Source organism: Amycolatopsis sp. WAC 01375, assembly GCF_003947325.1.
Taxonomy (GTDB): domain Bacteria; phylum Actinomycetota; class Actinomycetes; order Mycobacteriales; family Pseudonocardiaceae; genus Amycolatopsis.
On the sequence record NZ_QHHW01000021.1, the window covers coordinates 116,875 to 139,929 of the forward strand.

General features: G+C 67.3%; 15 protein-coding genes. 4 read left to right on the top strand and 11 right to left on the bottom strand.

The features are described from left to right. Window positions 1-83: 83 nt before the first annotated feature. The 8 genes from DL991_RS10585 to DL991_RS10620 form a co-directional block, all read right to left on the bottom strand. Window positions 84-488, bottom strand: coding sequence for a hypothetical protein (locus tag DL991_RS10585; protein ID WP_125783475.1), 405 nt, complete (start codon window positions 486-488; stop codon window positions 84-86). A gap of 223 nt (window positions 489-711) precedes the next feature. Continuing rightward, on the bottom strand, window positions 712-1,704 hold the full coding sequence (locus DL991_RS10590; protein WP_125783477.1) for a hypothetical protein: 993 nt from the start codon (window positions 1,702-1,704) through the stop codon (window positions 712-714). 23 nt (window positions 1,705-1,727) lie between these two features. After that, window positions 1,728-1,958, bottom strand: a complete 231-nt coding sequence (locus DL991_RS10595; protein ID WP_125783479.1) for a hypothetical protein — start codon at window positions 1,956-1,958, stop codon at window positions 1,728-1,730. 683 nt (window positions 1,959-2,641) lie between these two features. After that, window positions 2,642-5,962 carry an error-prone DNA polymerase gene (locus DL991_RS10600; RefSeq protein ID WP_125783481.1) on the bottom strand — a complete coding sequence of 1,107 codons (3,321 nt, stop codon included), beginning with the start codon at window positions 5,960-5,962 and terminating at the stop codon, window positions 2,642-2,644. A 182-nt stretch (window positions 5,963-6,144) separates the two neighbouring features. Beyond that, a complete protein-coding gene (locus DL991_RS10605; RefSeq protein WP_125783483.1) occupies window positions 6,145-8,106 on the bottom strand; it encodes a TniQ family protein in 1,962 nt (653 codons plus the stop codon). Then, complete coding sequence (locus DL991_RS10610) at window positions 8,103-9,356, bottom strand: TniB family NTP-binding protein (RefSeq protein WP_125783485.1); 1,254 nt, start codon at window positions 9,354-9,356, stop codon at window positions 8,103-8,105. Before DL991_RS10610 ends, DL991_RS10605 begins: the two co-directional genes overlap by 4 nt. Continuing rightward, on the bottom strand, window positions 9,353-11,611 hold the full coding sequence (locus DL991_RS10615) for a transposase (RefSeq protein WP_125783487.1): 2,259 nt from the start codon (window positions 11,609-11,611) through the stop codon (window positions 9,353-9,355). The genes DL991_RS10610 and DL991_RS10615 overlap by 4 nt, the downstream gene beginning before the upstream one ends. Next, on the bottom strand, window positions 11,608-12,432 hold the full coding sequence (locus DL991_RS10620; protein ID WP_199753907.1) for a TnsA-like heteromeric transposase endonuclease subunit: 825 nt from the start codon (window positions 12,430-12,432) through the stop codon (window positions 11,608-11,610). The genes DL991_RS10615 and DL991_RS10620 overlap by 4 nt, the downstream gene beginning before the upstream one ends. Before the next feature lie 557 nt (window positions 12,433-12,989). Here DL991_RS10620 and DL991_RS10625 point away from each other — a divergent pair. Then, window positions 12,990-14,276, top strand: coding sequence for a hypothetical protein (locus DL991_RS10625; RefSeq protein ID WP_125783489.1), 1,287 nt, complete (start codon window positions 12,990-12,992; stop codon window positions 14,274-14,276). A 308-nt stretch (window positions 14,277-14,584) separates the two neighbouring features. Then, window positions 14,585-14,803 (top strand): hypothetical protein, encoded by a 219-nt coding sequence (locus tag DL991_RS43285; RefSeq protein ID WP_233598780.1) that lies wholly within the window; start codon window positions 14,585-14,587, stop codon window positions 14,801-14,803. A gap of 453 nt (window positions 14,804-15,256) precedes the next feature. On the opposite strand, the gene DL991_RS10635 is transcribed toward DL991_RS43285, so the two are convergent. Further along, on the bottom strand, window positions 15,257-15,487 hold the full coding sequence (locus tag DL991_RS10635; RefSeq protein ID WP_020634907.1) for a hypothetical protein: 231 nt from the start codon (window positions 15,485-15,487) through the stop codon (window positions 15,257-15,259). 475 nt (window positions 15,488-15,962) lie between these two features. On the opposite strand from DL991_RS10635, the gene DL991_RS10640 reads away from it, so the two are divergent. Together DL991_RS10640 and DL991_RS10645 are read left to right on the top strand one after the other, a co-directional pair. Then, entirely contained in the window at window positions 15,963-17,873 is a 1,911-nt protein-coding gene (locus DL991_RS10640; protein WP_125783491.1) for a hypothetical protein, read from the top strand. Window positions 17,874-18,540: 667 nt separating this feature from the next. Further along, on the top strand, window positions 18,541-18,747 hold the full coding sequence (locus tag DL991_RS10645; RefSeq protein ID WP_125783493.1) for a hypothetical protein: 207 nt from the start codon (window positions 18,541-18,543) through the stop codon (window positions 18,745-18,747). Between the two features lie 340 nt (window positions 18,748-19,087). Here the strand turns inward: DL991_RS10645 and DL991_RS10650 are convergent, their stop codons facing one another. Next, window positions 19,088-21,511, bottom strand: a complete 2,424-nt coding sequence (locus DL991_RS10650) for an ATP-binding protein (protein ID WP_125783495.1) — start codon at window positions 21,509-21,511, stop codon at window positions 19,088-19,090. Window positions 21,512-21,560: 49 nt separating this feature from the next. Continuing rightward, entirely contained in the window at window positions 21,561-22,268 is a 708-nt protein-coding gene (locus tag DL991_RS10655; protein WP_125783497.1) for a hypothetical protein, read from the bottom strand. Between the last annotated feature and the right edge of the window lie 787 nt (window positions 22,269-23,055).

Here is a 23,055-nt window from a genome sequence, read left to right on the forward strand (position 1 = left end):
GGCGACCGCTGCATGATCCACAATCCACCCCCGTTGCTGTGAGCAATCGACCACGTAACGCACACTACTGTGTCCAGGGCCGATCAGCGGGCCGGTCGCCTCGGCCGACGCGCAAGGTTGCCGAGCACGTCCGCGGCCGCGAACTGGCCAGGGCGGCGGTGGCGGACGTGCTCGATGAGCACCGGAGCGACCCGAAGGTCAACGGCCCGGCTCATCGCGCGTGACGTCGCGTGCTGCACCGTCATGAACTCCCCCAGTGCACCGGCCAGGACGTCCAGCCGACTCGGGCCGCCGGTCTCGGCGATGCGCTGGGCGGCCCCGCGGCCGAGCCAGGCCCTATCGCGGTCCGTGTCGTGCAGCAACGTCACCAGCAGATCGAACGCCTTCTCCGAGGACTGCGGTATGAGGCCCTCCAGCATGGCCTGGACGACGTCGGCGGCGGGATCCGGACAGCGCTCGCACGAGGATCGGCTAATAAGCGGGATCATGGCGGAACAGAGGGCGCGGACCACGGACGGTGTAGGTTCTCAACGCCGAGGACATGTCGATCTTGTGTGAGCTGCGTGTTCTGGCATGTCTCACAGCGATGACACCGTGATCAGTCTCAGTTGCCTTGCCACTTCCTCAGACGCCGCTCGACTCTGCGGTTCGGCACGACCGGCATGAGTGCGCCTGGCGTCAGCTGTCTTGGTGCCGACCATGAAGCGATAGTCAGACCGGCGGGCGGGCGTAGGTGACCGAGTACGGGTTGCCGTGGATGACGAACGGCAGCGTGCCGCCGTTGTCCTGCACGAAGGCGTTGATCCGCCAGGTCCCGCACCCGCTGGCCGGCTGCGTCACCGTCAGCTGCCCGAGGAGCCGCAGGTGGTGCAGATTCCCGCTCACCGCCGCGGTTTCCGAGGGCGTGGCCTGTGCGACGCAGCCGGGCGCGGCTGAGGACGGCGTCGCGACCGTCCGGAACCGCACCATCGCGGTGTTGGCCTTGCCGGGATAGGTGGTGCCGTCCGGGCAGGCGTTGCCACCTTCGCCGTAACAGCTCGTGGCGAAGAGATCGGCGGTGGCTAGGAACCTGGTGGCTCCCGGCAATGGGATGTAGTCCACCGGGTTCACCTGCTTGCCGGGCGCATCCATCCCGAGGAAGGTGTTCTGCGAGGACCCGAACGTCTGCGCGAAGCCCTCGGGGCCGATGGCTCCGTCGATGTCCCCGATGAAGCCGCTGTACAACCTGGCGGTCTCGCGACCGGGCTGGCCGGGCTGCCCGGCTGCGTACCCGTTGAGGACGTACGCCCGCAGCAGGCACTCGTAGTTGCCCGTGGTGGCCGGTTTGAACAGCATGCGTACGACGAGCGTGACCCTGCCGCCGTGCAGCAGGTTCTGGCCGCTCCAGATCTGCCCGTGCTGGGCCGCCGTGTTCGGCAGCGTCGTGCCGCCCACCGGCTGGCAGGTGATCTTGTGCCCGATCGCGATGGCGGACACCGCGCCGTCCACTCGGCCGTCGCCGACCTCAATCTCACTGCGCAGGTTGTGCGAAGTGCCCGCGGTGACCGTGCCGAGGACGAGCCGGGCGCGGACCTCGCCTTCGCCGCCGGGTGACTCCACCATCGTCACCGGCGCGGCCTCGGCGATCTTGTCGTAGGCATGGGCGGTTCCAGCGAGCACCGGGACCAGGAGCAGGGCGCTGAGTGTGGCCAGAAAGGTTCGCACGCCTCCCACCATGCCGCAGGCGACTACGCCTTGCACCCGGTTCGACACGGATCGGTCAGGCCAGATGTCTGCTCGAGGGCAGTGACGATAGCGTTCGCGAGGGCGTGACCGTGCTCGGAAAGCCCGATGATCGGGTTCGGCGGCGGGAGCAGTGCACGGACCGCTTGGCGACGTCGACCGTCGATCTCTGCCTTCAGCAGGAACGGCTGCGCGGCGATTCCGCGCACCGACCGGTCGAAGTCCTCGAACAGCAACCGCGCCAGCTCCAGCCGCGACTCGTACAGAACAAGATCGCCTTGGGTCGCCGACCAGAAACACCCCGAAAAGTGGCGCCGTCCTTTGCAGGAACGTCCGCCACGGTGCAGCCGCGCTCAAGATCGAGGCATCCACCTCGGACCACGGAAAGACGAGCTCTCCGCGATCTGACAGCCGAAGCGACGCCGACAGCCGTTCGACGCAGCCGTCATGCCGCTCCCTGCCGCAGGTGAGCTGTCCGACGACGACTTCAGAGCTACACCTCGGCGCCACCTCGCCGCTTGATCATCGACGGCGCGTCGCGGGCTCCCACTCGAACGGCCCAGCGGGCGTGAAAGGATGCTCAATCCCAGTTTCGTGGCACCAGTGCCATTTCAGTGCCGAGATCTTTGGGAAAGTGTCATCGAAATCGGGACCCTACACCTCGTGTAGGGTCTCGCCGCGCATGACATGTCGATCTTGTGCGACCTGCGGTTTCTCGGTTGTCTCACGGCGATGTCACCCAAGATCAGTCTCAAACTTGTGGCATTTCCTCAGCATCGTCCGCCCGGCTGTGCTGAGTCGCTTGCGCCTGACCTGCGGAGTCTCGGCCGAGCTGGCGGACATGCCGTCGAGACGACACAGCGACTGAGAAAATGCAAGATCAAATGAGATCCCACACCTCGATACCTGCCAGCGCCCACTATCGGAAGTCACGTGATGGTCCCGCGAGTCCACGCAGGTCCAGTGGTTCGAAGTGGTCGGCCGAGAGACTGGTGACGCCGTGGTGCGATTGGACGACTCCGTGGACCAGTAGCGTTGGTGAGCTGCGCACGATTTTCTGTTCTCGGTCCCAGAGGCGTTGGGTCACGACGATGTTGAGCATGCCGGTTTCGTCTTCGAGGTTGAGGAAGGTGATGCCGCCTGCGGTGGCGGGGCGTTGGCGGTGGGTGACGGCTCCGGCGACCCAGATCGTGGCGCCGTTGCCCGCGCGGGTGACGGCGGCGGTGGTGAGCGCGCCGCGGCCGTCGAGGTACTCGCGCAGGTACCGCATCGGGTGCTCGTCCGGGGAGATCCCGGTGACCCACAAGTCGGCGGCGGTGATCTCGATGGCGGTCATGCCCGGTAACGCGGGGGCGTCGAGGCCGGAGGCGACGCCTGGCAGATGGGTGTCGCGGCTGGCGGCAGCGGGGCCGGCGGCCCACAGGGCCTGGCGCCGGTCCGGGCCGAGTGATTCCAGCGCACCGGCGGTCGCGAGCGCTTCGAGTGCGGGGGTGGTGAGGTCGGTGCGGTAGCCGAGATCTGCGAGGTTGGTGAAGGGTCCGTGCTGGTCTCGTTCGGTGATCAGCCGGTCGACGGCGTCGTCGCCGACGTGGCGGACCCCGCCGAGGCCGAGCCGGATCGCGACCCCGCCCGTGCTGCCGGGGTCGGGTTCCAGGGTGGGGTGGGCGAGGCTGGCGTTGATGTCGGCGCGCCGGATCTTCACGCCGTGGTGGCGGGCGTCGGCGACCAGGGACTGCGGGGAGTAGAAGCCCATGGGCTGGGCGCGCAGCAACCCGGCGGTGAACGCGGCCGGGTAGTAGCACTTAAAATACGCGGACGCGTAGACGAGCAGGGCGAAGCTCATGGAATGAGCTTCGGGAAAGCCATACCCACTGAACGCCTTGATCTGCTCGTAGATCGTGTCGGCCAGCTCGCCGGTGATCCCATTAGCCGCGGCACCGACGTAGAAGCGATCGCGGAGCCGTTCCATCTTCGCCGCGGACCGTTTGGCGCCCATCGCGCGGCGCAGCTGGTCGGCCTCGGCCGCGCTGAACGATCCCACCGCGACGGCAAGCTGCATCACCTGTTCCTGGAACAACGGCACGCCGAGAGTACGGTCCAAGGGGCCGGCCAGCAGCGGATGCGCGTGCGACCACTGCTCCTCACCGCGGCGGCGGCGCAGATACGGGTGCACCGACCCGCCCTGGATCGGGCCCGGCCGGATCAACGCGACCTCCACGACCAGGTCATAGAACGTCCGTGGCCGCAGCCGGGGCAGCGTCCCGAGCTGCGCGCGGCTCTCCACCTGGAACACGCCGATCGCGTCGGCGGCGCAGAGCATGTCGTAGACGGCCGGGTCGGCGAGGTCGAGCTGCCCGAGGTCGATGGCGGTGTCGTGGTGTTCGGCGATCAGGTCGAGCATGTAGTGCAACGCCGAGAGCATCCCCAGCCCGAGCAGGTCGATCTTCACCAGCCCCGCCGACGCGCAGTCGTCCTTGTCCCATTGCAGGATCGACCGGCCCTCCATGCGGGCCCACTCGACCGGGACCACCTCCGACACCGGCGTCCGTGACAGCACCATGCCGCCGGAGTGGATCCCGAGATGCCGAGGGAACCCCTCGATCCGGGTAGCGAGGCCGAGCACGTCACGCGGGATCCCGTGCCCGTCCTGCGCGGCGGTCGCGGCGACCCCGCCCCACCGGTCGGCGGCCTTGGCGAACGCGTCCTGCTGACCGGGGCTGTAGCCCAGCGCGCGGGCGGAGTCCCGGATCGCCGACGGCGCCCGATAGGTGATCACATTCGCCACCTGCGCGGCGTTCCGGCGCCCGTGCGTGTCGTACACGTACTGGATGACCTCATCGCGCCGGTTGGACTCGATGTCGACGTCGATGTCCGGGTAGCCGTCGCGTTCCGGGGCGAGGAACCGTTCGAACAGCAGCCCGTAGCGCACGGCGTCGACGCTGGTGATCCGCAACGCGAAACACACCGCGCTGTTCGCCGCCGAACCGCGGCCCTGGCAGAGGATCCCGGCCTCGCGCGCGAACCGCACGATGTCCCACACGATCAGGAAATACCCCGGAAACCCCAGCTCGGTGATCACCTGCAGCTCGTAGTCCAGCTGCGCGTACGCCCGCGGCGCGTCCTCCCGCGTCCCGTACCGCTCCCGCGCACCCGCGTAGGTCAGGTGCCGCAGGTAGGAGGCCTCGTCGTGTCCGGCCGGGACCGGGAACGGCGGCAGCTCCGGCGCGACGAGGGTCAGGTCGACCGTGCACTCCACCCCCAGCAGCGCCGCCCGCTGCACCGCACCCGGATAGCGGACAAAGATCTCCGCCATCTCCTCCCCCGACCGCAGGAACTGCATCCCCGCCGCCGGCAGCCAGCCCTGCATGTCCTCCATGCTCCGGCGCGCCCGGATCGCCGCGACCGCATCCGCATACACCGCGTCCTGTGGCGCCGCATAGTGTGCGTTCGTCGTCGCCGCCGTCGGCAGCTTCAGCTCGTCCGCCATCCCCGCCAGCAGATCGTTGTGCGTCGAATCCAGCGGCAGACTGTGATCGATCAGCTCGACCGCGACCGAGTCCCGCCCGAACCGGTCCACCAGCACCCGCAGCTCCTCGGCGGCCGCCGACGGCCCGGACTCGACCAGCGCCCGCCGCACCGCGCCCTTGCGGCAGCCGGTGAGGACCTGCACATGCCCGCGCAGATCCTCCACCACCTGATCCATCTCGTACCGCGGGGCGCCCTTCTCCCCCGCCAGCTGCCCGGTCGAGATCGTCCGGCACAGCCGCTGATACCCCTCCAGTCCGCGGGCGATCACCAGCAGATGCGTTCCCGCCGGATCCGGGACACCGTTCTGCGGTTCCGCCAGACCGAGCGACAGCTCCGCGCCGAACCCCGTCCGGACACCGAGCTCTTTCGCCGCCTCGGCGAACCGCACCGCGCCGTACAGGCCGTCGTGATCGGTCAGCGTGATCGCGTCCAGCCCCAGCCGCGCGGCCTCCTCCACCAACTCCTCCGGATGGCTGACCCCGTCGAGGAAGCTGAAGTTCGAATGACAGTGCAGTTCGGCGTACGGTGTCCGCGCCAGCGCGCCACCACCGTCGTCCGACCTCGGCGTCATCAAGTCCGGCGGCGGACCGGCATATCCCTCACGTTTGCGTGACCACGCCGGTGCGTCGTTACCGTCACCCTGAGACGGACGCCGCCCCGACGCGATCCGCTCCAGCTCCGACCAGCTCGCCGGACCACCACTCCACGCCATCGACCACTCCACGACACACCAGAGGAGCCGTGGGGAAGACAGCACCAACATCGAACGTCTGTGCGATCGTCCGTTCTACCTGCAACTTTGTCAAATCCGCGACGATGTGACGACAGGCGCTAGTTGGCATCTCCCAGCGCTAGTTGGCATGGGCGGGGCCGAGGTCACTCTGCCTGACCACGTTACCTGCCATTCTGCGGACGGAACGTTTCGTGGTCGATGGCGTGTTCGAGTTGGGCTCGGTAGGGAGCGAACGCGTTGAGCAGGTCGAAGACGTGCTTGTTGCGCTCCCTGCCCTTGCCAATCAGGAACTCGAACATCAGTCGGTGTGTCAGGCTCGCGAACCGGTCGTCCCGCGGCCTGATCTGGGTCCGGTTGCGGAACAGGGAGGTCGCGCGGTAGTCGCCGCTGGTGATCACGGTCCAGAACAGCAGCGAGGTGATGTGGCGTTTACGGGGGCCGAAATCCTTCGCTGGATGTGGCAGGCGCTGGAGTGGTTCGGTGACGGTCTCCCAGACGTCTTCAGGAATCAGCCAGCCGTCGAGCGCACGTCTGCGTCGTTGATAGTCGATCTTCGGCGGGGTGCTGTTGAGTCTGTTGATCACGTCTTGGACTGCTGTCGCGACGTGGGCTGCGGCGTTGTTCAGTTTTGTCCATCTTGTCCAGTGGGCGACGGCCTTGCTGGCGCGAGTTCCCCATCCGTGAGGCAGGTCCAGCGCGGCGGTGGCCGTCTCCATCGAGAGCCCTCCGTAGGAGCGGATCGCGGTGATGGCCGCGAAGCGGTGCACGGTGCGCCGTTGCATGGCGGTTTCGGGGATGAGCATGCTGAGTGGCCGGATGTGATCGTCGTCCAGGTAGTGCGGAATGTGCCGGGGATCGATGGTCAGCCGCCGCTTGGGCCTGGGAATGGACCGGTATTGGATTCGGGCACGTCGTCGCCGTGGCGGCGGTGCGTCATTCCGCCGTTGCTGTGCGCGGACCTTCGATAGCTCCGCCTTCACGTGTGGCTCGGCGGCCGCTTGTGTTGTTGCTGAGCAGTGGTGGAGGAACGCCTCGAGTTCTCGACCCCAGAGGCTGCCGCCGCTCACCGATGACACCAGCGCGGGTAGCGCGTCGCTGTCCTCGCGCAGGTGTCCGGCGAAGGCCAGCAGGTGGGCGGAGGCGTGTGGATCGTCCGGTGGGCCTCCGCGCAGCAGCTTGTTCTGGACTTGTTTGCCCGCCTCCCGGGTCCGGGCCATATCGCGCTGGAGCTGGTCGACGTGGTCATCGAGGATGTCGAGGTCGATGTGCGGTGGTGGGGCGAGCTGAGCCGCGAACGGCCAGGATCCGCGAATGAGCCGCGTGATCAGGTGCAGGTCGTAGAAGTAGCGGTTCCCGCTGTCTGGGTGCGTGGTCGCGTCGTCGCGGTCAAGTTGCATCCGGGTCAGCAGTTCGCTCTGGAACTGGAGCAGGTGCTGCAGTGTTTCCCGGGTGGGCTCGTTCGGCTGGACGACATCGTGATCGAGCCGGTGCCCGCAGGCGGGAGCCGGCGCATCGAGTTGCGGCTGGGACGAGGTGCTGCGGCATTGAACGGGGTGCTGGATGAGCATCTGCGCGGCGAGGATCCGGGGGTTAGCCCGGGTGCGTTGGAGAGCGGGAACCGCGCAGCGCGGGCAGTGGTAACGCAGGAGCCGGTGATGGAGGGGGCAGGCGAAGACGACGGCCAGGCGCCATTTCTTTCGCCAGGGGCCGCCGTGGTCCTGCTGTAGCGCGCTGCCGTCGCCGGCGAGGCAGTCCGGGCAGTAGCGCGTCGCGCTGGTGAGAACCCAGCCGGGGGCGCTCGGCAGGTTCTTGTTGCGGCGGACGTAGTTGCTGTCGTCGGTGTATTGCAGATCCAGTGGCGGGTAGCGCTCTCGGAAGCTGTCCAGGCAGAGCCCGGTGATCTCCGCCTGTGCCAGCCGGGTCGCCTTCCCGAAGTCCGCCACGTTCGCCGAGGGGATCCGCAGCTGATGGATCGCGACGGCAGGTCGGGCTTTTCTGCTCAGGCCGGTCAGTGTCGCGAGGCGGGCGGGCGGCAGTTCGAGCCGGTGAGACAGCCGGAGCAGGAAGCCGATCAGGGATTCGTCGGGAAGCGGGTCGAGACTGCGGGGCAACGGCCGGATCATGCGCTGGCCTCTCCAGGTGCTGGGGTGCCGGTGTCGTCGAAGACGGTGTTCCGCGGCTTGCGTGCGCGCGGTTTCCGCATGCTCGCTGCGGGGACGGCGGGAACTTCGCCGGCGGCGGGATCGCGGGTGGGGTCGTTGCCCAGGTCGATGAGGATGCCGTCGAGCAGGTCTTCGGTGAGGACTTCGGTGCCGGTGTCGACGGCTTCGGCGCAGCCTTCCTCGACGAGCCGTTCCAGCAGGCCGACGACTCCGCTGGTGCGGCGGAACAGGTATTCGGGCATCGTGCCGCCGGTGAGCATGTCCGGGCCCGCGTGGAAGAGCCGGAGTTCGTCTTGCAGCCCGGCCAGGTGCGTGGTCCAGGCGGCGATGCCGCCTGGGGTGTCATAGGTGAACGGTTCGAGGTGGATCAGGTCGAAGCGGCGTTCGGTCTGAGTGGACGGGTCGTCGCCCAGGCGCCCGCGCGGTGGCGGGAACACCCAGTGGCCGGTGCGCGGGTCGTGACGTCCCTCTCGCAGCAGCCCGGAACCGGGGATGTTGACCCCGACCAGCACCAACGTGGTGTGCATGCTCATGAAGGCGCGCATCAGGTCGAGGGTGTCCTGGTCGTCGGCGCGGTGCATTTTCAGCCGGGTGATGTCGTCCAGCAGCAGGACCCGGTTGCCGTGGTCGTGCAGTGACGCCCTGACCGCCCGCGTGAGCTGGGGAAGCGTCATCCCTCTGTGGTCGGCGCCGAAGAAGTCCAGGATCGCCTGGCAGGTGCTTTTCGGTTTGGCGGTCACCGGGGTCTGGACGTAGGCGACCGGGGCATGCAGGTCCCGGGTTCCGGGAACGGCGTTCGGATTGAGCTGGGCGTGCATGTCCAGCCAGGTGTCCTCGAACGCGGCCGCGATCTCGCAGGTGGTTTCGGTCTTGCCCTGGTAACCACCGCCGGTGATCATCAGCCCGGCCCGTGTGGTCGGCTTGTGCTTGAGCGCGTTGGTCTGCAGCCGCGACCGCATGATCCGCCCGACCGCGCGCGTCATCGGCGTCTCCAGCAGCGGCAGATTCGCGTGCGTGGCCGCGCGGTGCAGGTCGTGCATCTGCCGCTTCCGTGGACTCAACGCCTTGTAGGCGGCCAAATCCAGCTTGGGCGCCGGAACGAACTGATGGCGGGTCAGCCGCCATTGCTTCCAGCCCTCGACGGTTTCCCGGTCCGGGATCTGCTCCGGAAGGACGAACGAGCTGGCAACGGGATCGGGGCTGGTGCTCACGAATCACCTTCCGCAGTGTCCGCCGGATCGTCGGCGAGCAGGAACAGGTTGCCGCGCCGGAACGCATCTCCCAGCCGCGCGGGCCGCGCCGGAGCCTCGTCGCCGAGTGCTTCCCGTCGTCGCCGCCGGTCGCCGTCGACGGCCTGCTCGACGGCCCGGAAATGCTGCGGCCAGCTCGCCGGGCCGGGCGCCGCCGTCGGGATGGCGGCTGTGCTTCGGCGGGGCGCGGTGACCTCCCGCAGCGGACGGGCGCTGACCCTGTCCGCGCTCGCTGCGCGGCCTTGCGTGGTGTCGCGAGCCAGCTCGGTGCGCTGGGCCTTGGCCAGTGTGGGCCAGGACTCGACGGGAACGTGCGCGCCGAGCAGGTCCAGCAGCAGTGGCAACAGTTCGGTGTCGCTGCGTGGCTTCAACCCGGCCGCGCGCGCGGCCGCGAGCAGGTCGCGGGCGCGGGCGTCGCTGAAGGCGGGAACCTCGTCCTCCGGTGGCAGTCCGGTCCAGCGCAGCGTGTGCCAGGCGTGCGTGCGCTGGTCCTGGAAGAACACCGTCCGCGCGTCGCGGGGATCCCGGCGGATCTGCCACTTCCCCTTGTGCCGTCCGCCGCGCGCCGACTTCTCGTGACGGTAAGGATCCAGGGCCGGGCCGTCGTAGAACAGGCCACGGATCTTCACTCCCCGCTGGCCGTGGATGACGACGTGGTGGGCGGGCAGCAGCTGGTAGTAGAGCTCTGGCGCAGGGATCTGCATCGCGAAGCCGCCCTGGTTCATCGCGGCGGCGAACAGGGTGTTCGGGCTGTGGTCCCCGGCCGGGTCCCAGCTCGGGGCGTGCTCACCGAGCCGCCGGTTCTGCCACACCGACACGATCCAGGTCGCGATCAGGTGCTCCATCGCGTCGATCGTCAACGTCGCGTCGGCCTCCGGATCCACGCCGCGGTCATAGACGTCGACCCCGGAATAGCCGGGCAGGACCTCGAACAGCAGCGACCGGATCGAGCCGAACGCCCGCTCGACGGCTTGCTTGTCGGTCGGGCGCAGCACCCGCGCGGGCAGGATGTTCGCGCCGATCACCCGCTCGACCTCGACCAGATGATGATTGCGATAAACAGATCCGTGGTCGGTAGTGACCGTCTCCGGGGAGAAGAACGGCAGCCCGGCGACCCGGTGCCCGGCGAACTCGGCGACCACATTCGCCGGCAACCCCGGATAGGGCCACTCCAGGTCATCGCCCCAGTCCGGGCGCATCGGCAACGGCATCATGATGTCCCGCAGCACCATCGCGACGTCGACCGAGCTGTCGGACACCAGCGTCAGCCGGAACGCCACCAACGACCTGGTGTAGACGTCCAACGCCAGCGTCAGGTGAACCGACACCGGATCACCGAACACCGTCTCCCGGACCTTCACCGGCAAAATCGTGGTGTCCATCGCGACAACCTGCCCCGGCCGGTGGATCACCACATGCTGCCCGCTCGTCGGCTTCGCCGCCGACCGGACGTAGCGCTGCCGCCCCCCACCCGAACCGAACCAGTCCGCCCAAACCAGCCGCAGGGTCTCGTAGGAGGGAATCTGCGCCGTCGCCTCAGATCCATGCTGCTCGCGGACATACTGGTGGATCAGGCGCTCGCGAGCTCGCATGCTCATCCGCGATCGGTGCAGCGTCTCGGCGTGGACGGCGTAGATGGCCTCGCGAACCGTTTCCGTGACGCTCGGATGACCGCCTGAGCGACGCAGCCAGCGGTCATCAGCGCAGCCGATGGACCCTGCTCGACGGTAGCGACCGGCCCAGCGGGCCAGCGTCCGGACGCTGATCTTGTCCAGGCCCAGCAGCCGCGCCTGCGTCCGATCCAGCCCCGCGAGCTCGGTTACCTTCGCCTCTCGCCGCTGGTTCACCGTGGTGGCGGCCGGATCGAACCCCGGTCGCGGCTCACCAGGCTCCGACCGCAACGGGTCTCCGGCGCGGAAACCCGTCTCCACCTCCAAAAGATGCGCCAGCCGCAAGGTCACCACCTCACGCTGGTGCGGCGTCAGGTCAGCCGCGGTCGGATCCTGCCGCTGCCGTTGCGCGGCTGCGGCCGCCGTCCGGGTCGACGCCCGGCAGTCCGGATGGTGCATGAGGAACTTCATCGTGACCGGCATCCGCTGCCCGTCCGACGAGACCAGCACGACCCGTCCCACATGTGGTTCGGTGCACTCGACCGTCCACTCGACACCGGCCAGCACCAGCACCGCCCCCGGCGCCAGATCCAGGTGACCTGTCACCGTGCCAGCCAGACCTGTGTGTCGTCCCCCAGGGGAAGCCGCATATTCATCGTCAATCGGCGGTGCCAGAGCAGATGCAGCAGATAAGCCCGCGCGACCGCCGGTGCGATCGCCGCGGCCGCGACCTCACCGAACGGGCGAGGACCGCCCTCCACCGCGGCGAGCACGGTCTCGACCATCTCAAGCCGATCAGTCAACGGCCGCCGCTGCGCCGAGAGCGCATCCACCGTCGCCACGGCAACCGGATCCCATCCGGTCACCACCCGATAGCCCCAGCCCAGCGACGTCGCAAGCTCCGCCGACGCGGCGAACGCGATCGCGTCCCGTTCTTGGATCCGGCCCGCCGGACGAACATCGATCACCCAACACCCGGCCGACGTCTCAACGAAAAAATCGGGAACGTGCTCACGCGCGCCAGTCTCGGCCACAAACCGCAGCCGAAACGGCTGCGACAACACATCCGTCACTCCGCCCGCGAAATCCAGCATCAGCAGCAGCTTGGCCTCGGCCAACGACTCGAACCCATGCATCCGCCCCGTACTGACCAGATACTCCAGCCCAGGACGATGCCGCGCACCCCGATGCCACGAAAAACGCCGGACCGGCTCTCGCATACTCAACGGCACTTCAGCAAGGTCCCGGACAGGGACCGACACCTGACCGCCACCGAGACGAACCACCGCCGACCACCGGCGAGGCCAGTCCTCCAGCCGCAGCCGCGCCGAGCCCTCGACGAACGACGACTCGCTCCACGCCAGATCCACCCAGCTGCACGCGTGCGACCACACCGGCCCAGGCTCGACCACCACCGCGACATCCAAGCGCTCGCCCCGAAGCCATGGGACGCGCCACGCCGTCGGTCACGCCACCCTTCGCCAGCGATCGAAATAGACACCGACTGTCAGGTACGTTCGTGCCGGCGGTCGCGTTACATGCGAAGATCGCTCCGAACTCCATCACGCCCGATCGCGTCGGCGCTCCGGTTCAATCAACAGCCAACGTCGTCTTGCGCCACCGACCGCGCGGTCTTGGCCCGCATCCGCCAGAACGGGGCTTCGCAGCGAACACCCCGAGTGCCGAGACCACATCCTTGCGCCGTCCGCGCCAGGCGACGTCCACTAACCCACGGTGCCAGCAGCTGACGGGACCTCCTCTCCTGCCCGCCGAGGAGCGCACAGACGTCCGCTATGGCGCTGACCGGCCATTCGGGAAGGCGACGTTCCAGTCGTCAGCGCGATAACCTGTTCCACTTCTACGCTGCTATCGGTGGTCCCACGACTGGCACCGTCGTGGTCCCACAACGGTGGCAGGCGACAGTTAGGCACTGACGATCAGCGGGCTTGCCATGTGGGACCTGCCGTTGTGGTACTAACGGCAGATGGACCTCAAGCAGCCTGCTGCACTCCTGGCCACATCTTTGGGGGGAGTTTTCTTTACTCTACTCGGTTTGTTGTGTGCACCGGTTGTCATCTACGTCGCCGGCCCGGTGGTGCATGAGGTGCTAGGCCGTGGGGGCCGCTCACGATCCGTGCTGCCCCGGTTTGGTTTCGCTGCTTGGAGGCGCGCGCTGGTGCAGCAGTGGCATCGATCGAAATGGGGAGCGTTGCGCCACATGTGGGGCTCGGCAGGCGGCTATTTGCCGCGTGTTGTCGTCGTGGCTGTGGCAGGCTGGATATGCGGGCAAATGATCAGCGGGGCCTTCCTCCTCAACCAGGAAATTTGGGGTCAGTCCGTGACTGGACTACCTGTCGTACTCCCGGTTGCTGGTGCGCTGCTCGCAGTTCGATCGCTGGTCCGCTCCGTCCGCTACGGACGTGGTACCGACAATCGAATGCGGGCGGACCCGGTGTACGCGATGGTGAGCCGCTGGGACATGAAACTTAGGTTCACTACGCTTCGGCAGTTGTACCTGCACCGTTCCTTGCGATCCGCAGCGAAGCTGGCCGCCCCCTTAGCGGGATTCGCGGTTCTGGCGGCACTCCCGAACGGTGACGACCGCCCGCCGGCTGATGGCGGAACTGCATTGGTCAGCCAGGCCGATCTTAACGGCTATGCGCTTTTGGTCTCTCTGCTGCTTGCGTTCGGGCTCAGCACACTCGTAGGCAAGGGTGTGGACCGACTGCTCATCCATTGTCGCCTCGCCGATCACCTGCGGCAATGTCTTCGACCGCCGTACAAACCGCAAAAGCGAGACCTATCGACGTTCTACTGGGGTCGACGACGAGCATTCATCAACGCTGCCAGAACTCTGACTGTGATCGGGCGGCGCAATGACCGCGATTCATACGATGATGATCTGGCTACCCTCATGTACAACACAGCAACCTATATCAGAAAATTCCTGTCGACCCCGGACGTTCGTGACGTCGCGCTCCCGACTCAGATGGTGGACTTCCTCGACAAGGTGATGGTCGTTTGCGCGAACCCGTGGGCCCGCCCGGCGTCGGAGGCTCTGCGGTCAGCCATGGCGGACAACCCGGTCGACCTCATGCAACACCCGAACATGCCGGAGCGGCGGTTGTCACTCATGAAACGCCTGAAAGCGTCGACTCCCTCGTTCATCATGCTTTCGGCCGACGCCTGGAAGATCATCTTAATCCTCATCGCGATCATCTCCATCTTGCTGGGTCGGCGCGGCTTGTCAGACCTGCCGATACCAAACTAGCGCGAGTATTGCGCGACCACGCCGAACAGGGTGATCTCGCTGGCGCGAGCTGTCGACGCTTTCGCCACGCGAAGCTCCTCGGAGTGAACCACCAGGTCCTGAGCGAGCATTCGGTGCAATGCCCTGTTGCAACGACGAGCGGCTGCGGTCGAGTGTGTCGCCCCGGTGGTATGTCACGTCCCCGACCTGGGCCGGCACAATTCTGCTGCGACTCCCCAACTAACGAGGCACTATGGCCACATGTCGGATCTTCGCTGGGAAGAGGTCAAGAACTTCTTCGATCCTGATCTGATGGGGCACTCCCCGACGTGTTCGTCGCACATACTTCTGCGGAGGACTGGCAGTCGGTATTCGATCTGGTAAAGGCGCGTGGTTGGTGGTCGAAATTCCTCCAAGGCGGCAAATCACTGCCACTGCCCTTGGCCACCGACGTGCTCGCTCGTCCGGCTGGTGCCGACCTGGCGGAGCTGAAGGTCTGGCCGGCACCAAGGATGCTCGCGATCTTCCGCTTCGCGGCAGCCGAATAGATCGATTTCGACATCGATCTGCGGGAGCTGCAGGGACAGACCGGCGTCGACATCCTCCTCTGCGGGTCCTTGCCGAGATCGGACGGAAACTGAGTAAACCCGTCCTGATGACGCCAGAAGGCAGCAGCCCAGACCACCCGGTCCTCGGGTTCGATCCGACGCTCGACCGAGTGGTGCTGCTAGCCGATCCACTGCTCCGCTGAACCCCACCAACATACGGCGACCCCAGGCCGCACTCACATCCGCTCATGCCGATGAGCGCACGTTGACGCGGGAGCCCCGGCACCTTGCGTCGGGGCGTGAGCTCCCCGGACCCGGCCCGGCTCGAACGGGCTGTCATCCTGCATGACGTGCCTATCGCTTGCTCGGGCCGGTGACCTCGGGGCCGCGACGCAAGCACTTGCCGACGATCGGACGGGCAGTGGACGGACTGACCGAATTCGGACGCACCACTCAGGAATCCGACTGCGGGCGATCCTCGACAACCACTTTCTCGGCGCCGCGCTTGGCGAACGCCGCCCATAGGCTGAAGCCCACGACACCCACCGCGACGGCCAGCCAGAGCCAGATGAACGGCTCGCGCAGCGGGAACCGCACCAGGACGAAGATGATCACCGCGACGCCGACAACCGCGCCGAACACGGCGGCGGGCTTGGACGGCTTGATCCGATACACGAGCACCACTCCCCAGACTGACGTTTCGTGTCGCTGGACTACCCCCTGGACGATCTAGCGAGACTTCACCGGCTACTTCGGGCGACCGCCAGCAGCACTGAGCCAGATCGTCCGGACACCCACACGCAGACGTCCTCTCGTGCCGATGACCGGACGCTTCTGGCTTTGCGCATCGTCGGGCATGTCTGGGGTAACACCCTGGCCAAGAGAAGCGACTGGCTGAGGTGTCGGTGGCAAGGGAGTCGCGATGGCCGGCCAGGTTGTGCCGATGCACTTCGGTGACGCCGGAATGCTGGTGTCGACGATGCCGTTGGCGGGAACGAACCGACGTCGACACTCGGCAACGCCAGCATGAAAGCCTTGGACGCGCTTGAGCGCGCACAGGACGCGATCGGGGGCGCGGCGACATCGCGGCTCAAGCTTTCCGGGAGGAACGGTGGCACGGTGGAAGCGATGGACACTCGCTGTCCTCCTCGGTACGGCCGTGTTCGCCGCGGCGTGGTGGTTTTGCGAGGCCGCTCTGGACAAGTCCAGCGGCGACGCGATCGGCATCGCTGCAGTCCCCAGCGCACTGGCTGCGATGGTGGCAGGGTGGTGGGCCGGGTTGTCGAGCCCAGAGGTCCGCGACCGGGTGGCCCGCGGCCTCTGGGTCCGGCAGATCGCGGCCGCAAGCCGCGCCGAGCTCGACCGGGTGTTTGCGGAGGTGCCGCGACTGCCGCTCGTGCTGCGCAGCCGGCCGGACGTAGCCAGTTTTCGCAAGACCGGGGTTGCCGCGGAGGAGTTCGCCGACGTCGGCGCGGCGTTCGACGGCGCCGGCCGGGCCATGCTTCTTCTCGGCGCCGGCGGCGGGGGCAAGAGCACTCTGCTCAACGAGCTGTGCGAGCGTTTGTGCGTGGCTGAGCAAGGTCGGGACGAGCCGGTGGTCCCCGTCGTGGTCACCCCAGGCGCATGGACGGGCGGCAGGCTTGAGACCTGGCTGCCCGGGGCAGTGGCCGACGCCTACCCCGGAGTGTCCCCCGCAGTCGCGCGCAAGTGGGTGTCGGCTCGCGCCATTGTGCTCTTGGTCGACGCGCTTGAGGACGCGGGCGGGCGAAAGGCCGATTTCCTCGCGGCGCTGGACAGGTTTCTGGATGCGGGCGCGTGTCCCGTGGTAGTCGCGTGCCGCGAACAGGACTTCGAAGGGCTCGATGCGCCCACGGCGATCGGGCTCGCGGTGCAGGTGTGCAAGCCGAGTCGCGACGAGGCCGTGGCCTACCTGAAAGCGCTTGGCAGCCCCGCAGCCGACTCTGTCGTCGCGGTGTCGGAGAAAGACTCGCAGTGGTGGTCGATGGTGCGCGAGCCACTGATGTTGGGTGCGATTGCGACCCTGGCCGCGATCGCACCCACGACGCCTCTACGGCTTGTGAGCCGGCACAAGGATCGGCGCAGGCAGGTCCTGGGCCTCTACGTCGATGCCCTGATCGCCCGAGGTGGCCGTCCGCCGGGTGCGGCGGGCGGCGACGACGCACGCCGGTGGCTGGCTTGGCTGGCAGCGTGGATGTCCATGCGCGGTGCGCGGGAGTTTTACGTCGACCGCATCCCCGCCTCGTGGTTGCCCGCTGTGCTGGAACCTGGAGACAACACGAACCTGATCAGCCGTACTGGCCGGACGATGATCGCCACGGCGGTCGCCGTCCTGGTTGGGGGCGCGGTCGTTACCGCCAATGCCGCCGCCTTGCGCAGCCTGCCCCAACTGGTCTTTCACTCGTTCGTGATCTTGTTCGCGACCTCTTACACCCTCCGGATGAATCACCTGGTCCCAGGCGAGCCGATCAGGTTGACGTGGCGGGTGCGGGGCCGCTGGCCAGTCGGGTTAGGGATCACCGGGCTTCTGATCTTCGCGGGCGCCATGGTGCTGGCGGCCGCGCTTGGCAGATCGCCAGTGTCCGTGCCGGTGGTCGTGACCACGGGGGCGGTCTTTGTGTATGCCGCTCCGGTCGTGCTCGCCTTGACAGTGCGGTCGGTGGCGGAGTCCAACCGGGCCAGGACCGCGCCCGGGGTCCGTCTGCGGCGCTCGCTGATGAATGCCTGGCGGGCCGCGCTGCTGATCGGCTTGCCGGTTACGGCGGTCCGGTTTGCTCTCTCGTTGCCGGCCGGGTTGGAGTACGCCGTGGTGTTCTGCTTGCCGCTGGCCGTTCTGAACATCGGCAGCACCTGGCTCGTCTTCGGTGGGATGCCGGTCCTTCAGTACCGTTTGCTGTTCCGAGAGATCGCTCGGCAGGGACGTGGGCCCCGGCGGTACGTCGAGTTTCTTCGGTGGGCCGCCGAGAACCGGCTGCTGCATCCGGCGGGCAGCGCGGTGCGCTTTCCACACCGCGAGATCCAGCGCCACCTGAAGCTGACCTGGCGCGGGTGACCTCGGAGTCGCGGGACGGGATAGGTGTGAGCAGGTGTCGGCCTGTTCAGGAGCGCGCATGGCGGGGGACGATCGGGTCCGCGTGGTGATCGGAGCCGAGGCCCTGCGGCGGTGGACATCGATCGAAGTGAGCGCGACACGCGCCCGAGCCGTGCCAAGGGCGATCGATCAAAAGCGAACGTCCTGTCATGCCGCATACCGGTCGTTTCAGAAGCGCGGCAGCCCAACGAATCGTCCAATAACCCGTTCCACTCCGGCACTGCTGTTGCAGGTCCCACGGCTGGCGCTTCAGCCTTGGCAGATGACAGATCGAAGCCACTCCAGACGGACGGGCCGCTCGTTACGGGCTATGGCTGCTTCTGTCGATAGCCACGCTCCATAACCGGGCGCACGGCCAGGTAGCTCTCCGCTAACCCGCCGTCGGCGGGGAGTTCAAACTCGCCACCAACACACGACACGCCGCCAGGTTTCGTGTCAGGCAGCACCTGTCGTTCATGCCATCCATCACCTGTACCCGACCAAGGAACGCCACGTCAGGCGAAATCGTGGTGCCAACTAACAGCTGTCGTCACAACAGCAAAGTTGCATCTGCCACAACAGTGCGCCCCACTGCGCGTCGAACATGTGCGCGAGAGGATACGCCCCCGGGTGGTCTAGTGTCAGGGCTGTGACAGCGATAGACAAGATCCGCATGTGTTTCAAATGCGGCGACGCACCGGCTGAGGACCAGGACAAAGGCGTGCTGTGCCACGTCTGCCTGAGCAAGATCAACGACAGAATGTCCAACTACTGGGCAGATTCGGCGAATAGCGACGCCGCCTCGGTCGCCGAAGCGGGCGCCGCACCGGCCGCCGACGAGGCCGTGACGATCTGATTCGCTCGCATGGCCGTGACTCCCGTCGAGAGGGACTGCGACCGTGGAGGTCATGGCCTGACGCACAGCTCTTGCTCTCCTGACCCGCGAGGGATCCGCCGTGGCGGAGCCGGCTCAGACCGGCCCCGACCGGGTCCTCCGGCGGCAACACGACAACGTCGGTGAGACCGTCGACCCACCATGTACTTCATCGTGTGCATGGCTGAGGGGTTCGCCGACTTCGTCTCCAGCGGACGGCACCAGCGTCCACCGCGTGACCGGCGCAGCCGGAAGGATGCTGTGGCATATGTAGACAGTCTCGGTCGGTGAGCGTCAGGCCGTGGTGAGATGCGGGCAGTGACTACCCGGCGCGGGTCAAGGTGCTCGTCCCGCAGGAATGGCAAGTCCTCAGCCCCTCTTCGTCAGACGGCATCGTCACCGTCCACCAGGCGGTGTCCTGATCCGAACCCACCGTGATCGTGACCGTGTCGTACCCGATGATGGGACCGCAGTCGTCGCCGCCGCTATCGCGAGTCCGGGCCGGACTCCTCCCGGTGGCTTCCGTGTCATCACCGATCAGTTCGACGGTGTCGCCGCAGGTCGTACGTACGAGGTACACGCCAGGCTCGGATTCCTCGATGCTGAACTCGTCCTGGCCCTTGCTCCAGGTGCCGGCGACCCCGGTCTGTCGCCTGTTCGTGACCTCAGTCTCTGAGGTATCTGCGGCAGTCTCTGAGGTATCTGCGACGCCGGTTCGCTGGTCATTCGCGACGCCTGTCTCTCCCTCACTGGTAGTCGTGGTCGGCCAACTGCCTGCGGTCTCGGTTTCCTTGTTCTGGTCGTAGGCGATGAGGGCGACGACACCAGCGATCGCGAGCGTGACGAGAAGCGTGGCCAGCAGCGAGCCGCCCTGAGCGGCGGTTCCCGCCGTTGCCCCGGTTCCCGCCGTTGCCCCGGTGGCGGCGGTCGCTCCGGTGGCGCTGTTGGCTAGTGCCGGACTTGTCACGTCGGTGGTCAGGCCGAGGTCACCGCCGCCCGGCGCGGTGGTGGAGTTGCCGAGCGCTGGGGCCGGGTCGGGGTCGGGAGGCACCTCGACATCGGTGCTGTCGGCGAAGTCGGTGCTGGAGTAGTCCGGGTCGACGCTGTCGTAGTTGGTGACTGACGAGGGTTCCGGCGGCGTGTGTTCGAGGTCGGTCATGTGGTCGGCCACGGCGTGGGAGGTGTCGCCGTCGTCGGGGACGGCTTGCGCCGGTGTGTCGAGTCGGCGGGGCGGCTGGAGTTCCTGCGGCAGGAACTGGTGAGCGTCGGAGGCGGTGGTTCTGCCCTGGTCGTCGCCGAGGACATGCCACAGCACGGCCGCCTGTGTCAGCAGGGCCGCCGCCGCGACGCGCCGACCTGTGACCAGGCAGCGGATGCCTTCCTCGTGGGTGAAGTACGCCTCGGCCTCTGGGTCTCCCGCACGTCGGGCACCCGTCCAGCCTCGGCCCAGCGTTCGTCCCCAGGCGTCGAACCGCAGTGAGTGTGCCAACTTCGGTGATGCGGCTCGGCCGAGCGCCACGGTAAGTTCGGGCATCCCGGCGTTCGTCGCGAGGCCGGCGACCCTTTCGATCGCCCTGCTGTGAGCGGCGACCTGGGCCGGTGTGGTGGCCGGATCGGCCGCCCACCGGGTGAAGTACCGGCACAGTCGCTCGACTGGGACCGCTGCGGGGTCGCGGTGCCTCACGGCCGGCGCCACGCCCGGTGCGCACCGGTAGCCGTGTTCGCCCGGTGTCACGAGCCCGAGGTCGGTGAGGCGCTCGCACAGCGCGGCCGGATCCGGTTCGCCCGACAGGACACCGATGTGCTCAGCGGCGAGTTCGGCGTCCTGCAATGCCGTGAGGAGGTTCAGCGTGTTCATCGCGGAGTCGTCGAGCTGTTCGAGTAACTGCGGCAGCAGGTCTTCGACTGCGCCGGGCGCAGGCAGTGCCGACCAGTCGGATCCCGACATCCCGGCCGCGCGCAGCAGGAGCAGCGGGTTCCCGCCGGACACGTGCCACAGGTTCAACGCTGTGGCACGTTCCGCGTCGTGCAATGGCCTGCCGAGGGCTTGGGTTAGCAGTCGCGTCGCCTTGTCCCGGCTGAGGCCGTCCAGGTGGTGCACGGCACCGTCTCCCAGCAGCGTGCTGTCCCGACAGGCCACGACGAAGGTCGCGTCGGGCGCCAAGTCGGCGAGCTCTCGCAGCTGGTCGATCGTCAGGTCGGCGTCGTCGACGTACACCGTGATCCGCAGACCGGCCAGCAGTGCGCGCAGGTCGATCCGGGACGGTGCGTAGCCCGAGGTCCGGTAGCAGGCCTCGAACACCTCCTGCGCGAGATCGGCGACCTGCTTGTGCGTGGCACCGACGAACACCACGCCGTCGGGTCCGTTCTCGGCCGTACGCGCCAGGTGACGCAGCAAAGTGCTCTTGCCGATCCCGGCCGGTCCGCACAGCTGCACCAGACCACCCGCGGCGATGGCGCTGGCCAGCGTCGCCGTGTCCGCTTCGCGCCCGAGCGGCTCGCGCGTGCGCCGGGGAAGAACAGAGATCCGATCCCGGCGCAAAGGCACGGGCCGCTCCCGCTCGACTCTTCCCACCGTGACGGACGATCCGTGTCGCGCGTCGATCACGAGGTTGTAGTCCCCGGCGACCACCGCCCCGTCGGTGCTCCCGCCGACCTCGATGCTGTAACTAATGCTCTCAACGCCCCGCGCGGGGCCTTGACCGTCCTCGTCCGGATGTCCGAGGTCGTCCTCTGTCCGGCTCACGAACATTCCCTCCTCGTAACGTGAGAAACCCCAGCACCGAAAGGTTCGGTCACAACAACCGCCACCAGGCATCGCACGACGTCTCCTTGACGACCACCGCGACCTGCCGGTAGCCGGTGGGGCCGACCCTGCAATACCCCTCGTTCACCACGTGTTTCGCCGCGTCCGACACCACCAGCGCCAGGCACGCGTCGCTGGCTTCACCGAGGACGTGCTTCACCTCGGGCGCGTCCACCAGACGTGCCGCGTGCACCAACGGGGTCCCCGACCACTCACCGCCCACCCGGTCGACATAGCCGACGTGCACCGCGGTCCGCAGGTCGATCCGGTACGCGTCACTAGCCGCCTCGTTGTACTCCCGCAGCGCCTTCGCGACCGCCTCGATGAAGGTGTCGAGGACGTCGACCACCGTGACCGCCTCGGGCATCACCACCTGAAGACCATCACCGCGGTCGACCGGCTCGAAGACCTCCCGTGACACGCCCAGCGCCATCGCCCCCGTCTGGAAACACTCCTCCAATGCTGGGCGCATACGCCGTTGCCCGTTGTTGTTGCGCGAACTCGACCCCTGCACGTCCGTGGTCACCACAACCCGGTACGCCGCCAGCAGATCGGCACGCCCACCCCGTTCGGACGCAACCTCCGAGTCGGGCATCGCGGTGTTCATGTAGGTGGCGTTGCCATTGCCAGCTACTACCGGACCGTGGGCGTTCCCACCGATCTTGACGCGCACATCGTGCGATGGCTGCCGCTGCATCATGACTCCTCGCGCCGAAACGCACCCGCTCCGATCACCGTCGGAAATCGTTCGCTCGCGGGCGCCCGATGACACGCAAGTTGTACCGACCAACGGAGTCGCGTTCTGCGTCACTTGACGCACGAGTCACTCGTTCAGCCGCTCTGCTCACTCGATCGGCCGACGACCGATACGGGCGCCATCCGCCGCGCATGCCAGGCGAGGACTATCAGAAGGCCGCCCATCAGTCGCTCCAACCTGGCCGACACCGACTCACTGAGTCGTCCAAAAGCACTGTGGCCGCAGCGATGCCCTACCGCGCCACCGCAGCCCTTCACACCCTCGTCATCCATGGTTGGACGCGAGATGTTGTGCGATCGCTCGACGGTACGGACGTACTGCAGATGCGAAGGTGAGTTGGCTGGCTACTTGAGTAGCCGAACCAATCAACTCAGTGTCCGCTTGACTGGTGCAGAGAAGTCACTGAGACCACGTTCTGTCCTGGGATTGACCAGTTTCTGTCGTGTACTTGCCGCTTCGAGCACGCCGATGATCATCGTAATGGCGACCTTGACAACTGAGCCGTATGCGGTGTCTGCCGCCGCGCGAGACGGCTGGAGCTGCCGTCTACAAGTGCCCCTGTATCCCTACAGCGTGGTGTGCGCGTCTCTGGGAGCCGCGGCCCGGCACCGGGATATCCCGATCACGGCTGCAGTCCGGGGCAGCGCCGGCGACGTCACCGAGATCGTGCTGCTTCGTGACCCGAGCGCGAGGTTCGGGACTTCTCTGGGGGAAGCCAGCCTGAGCG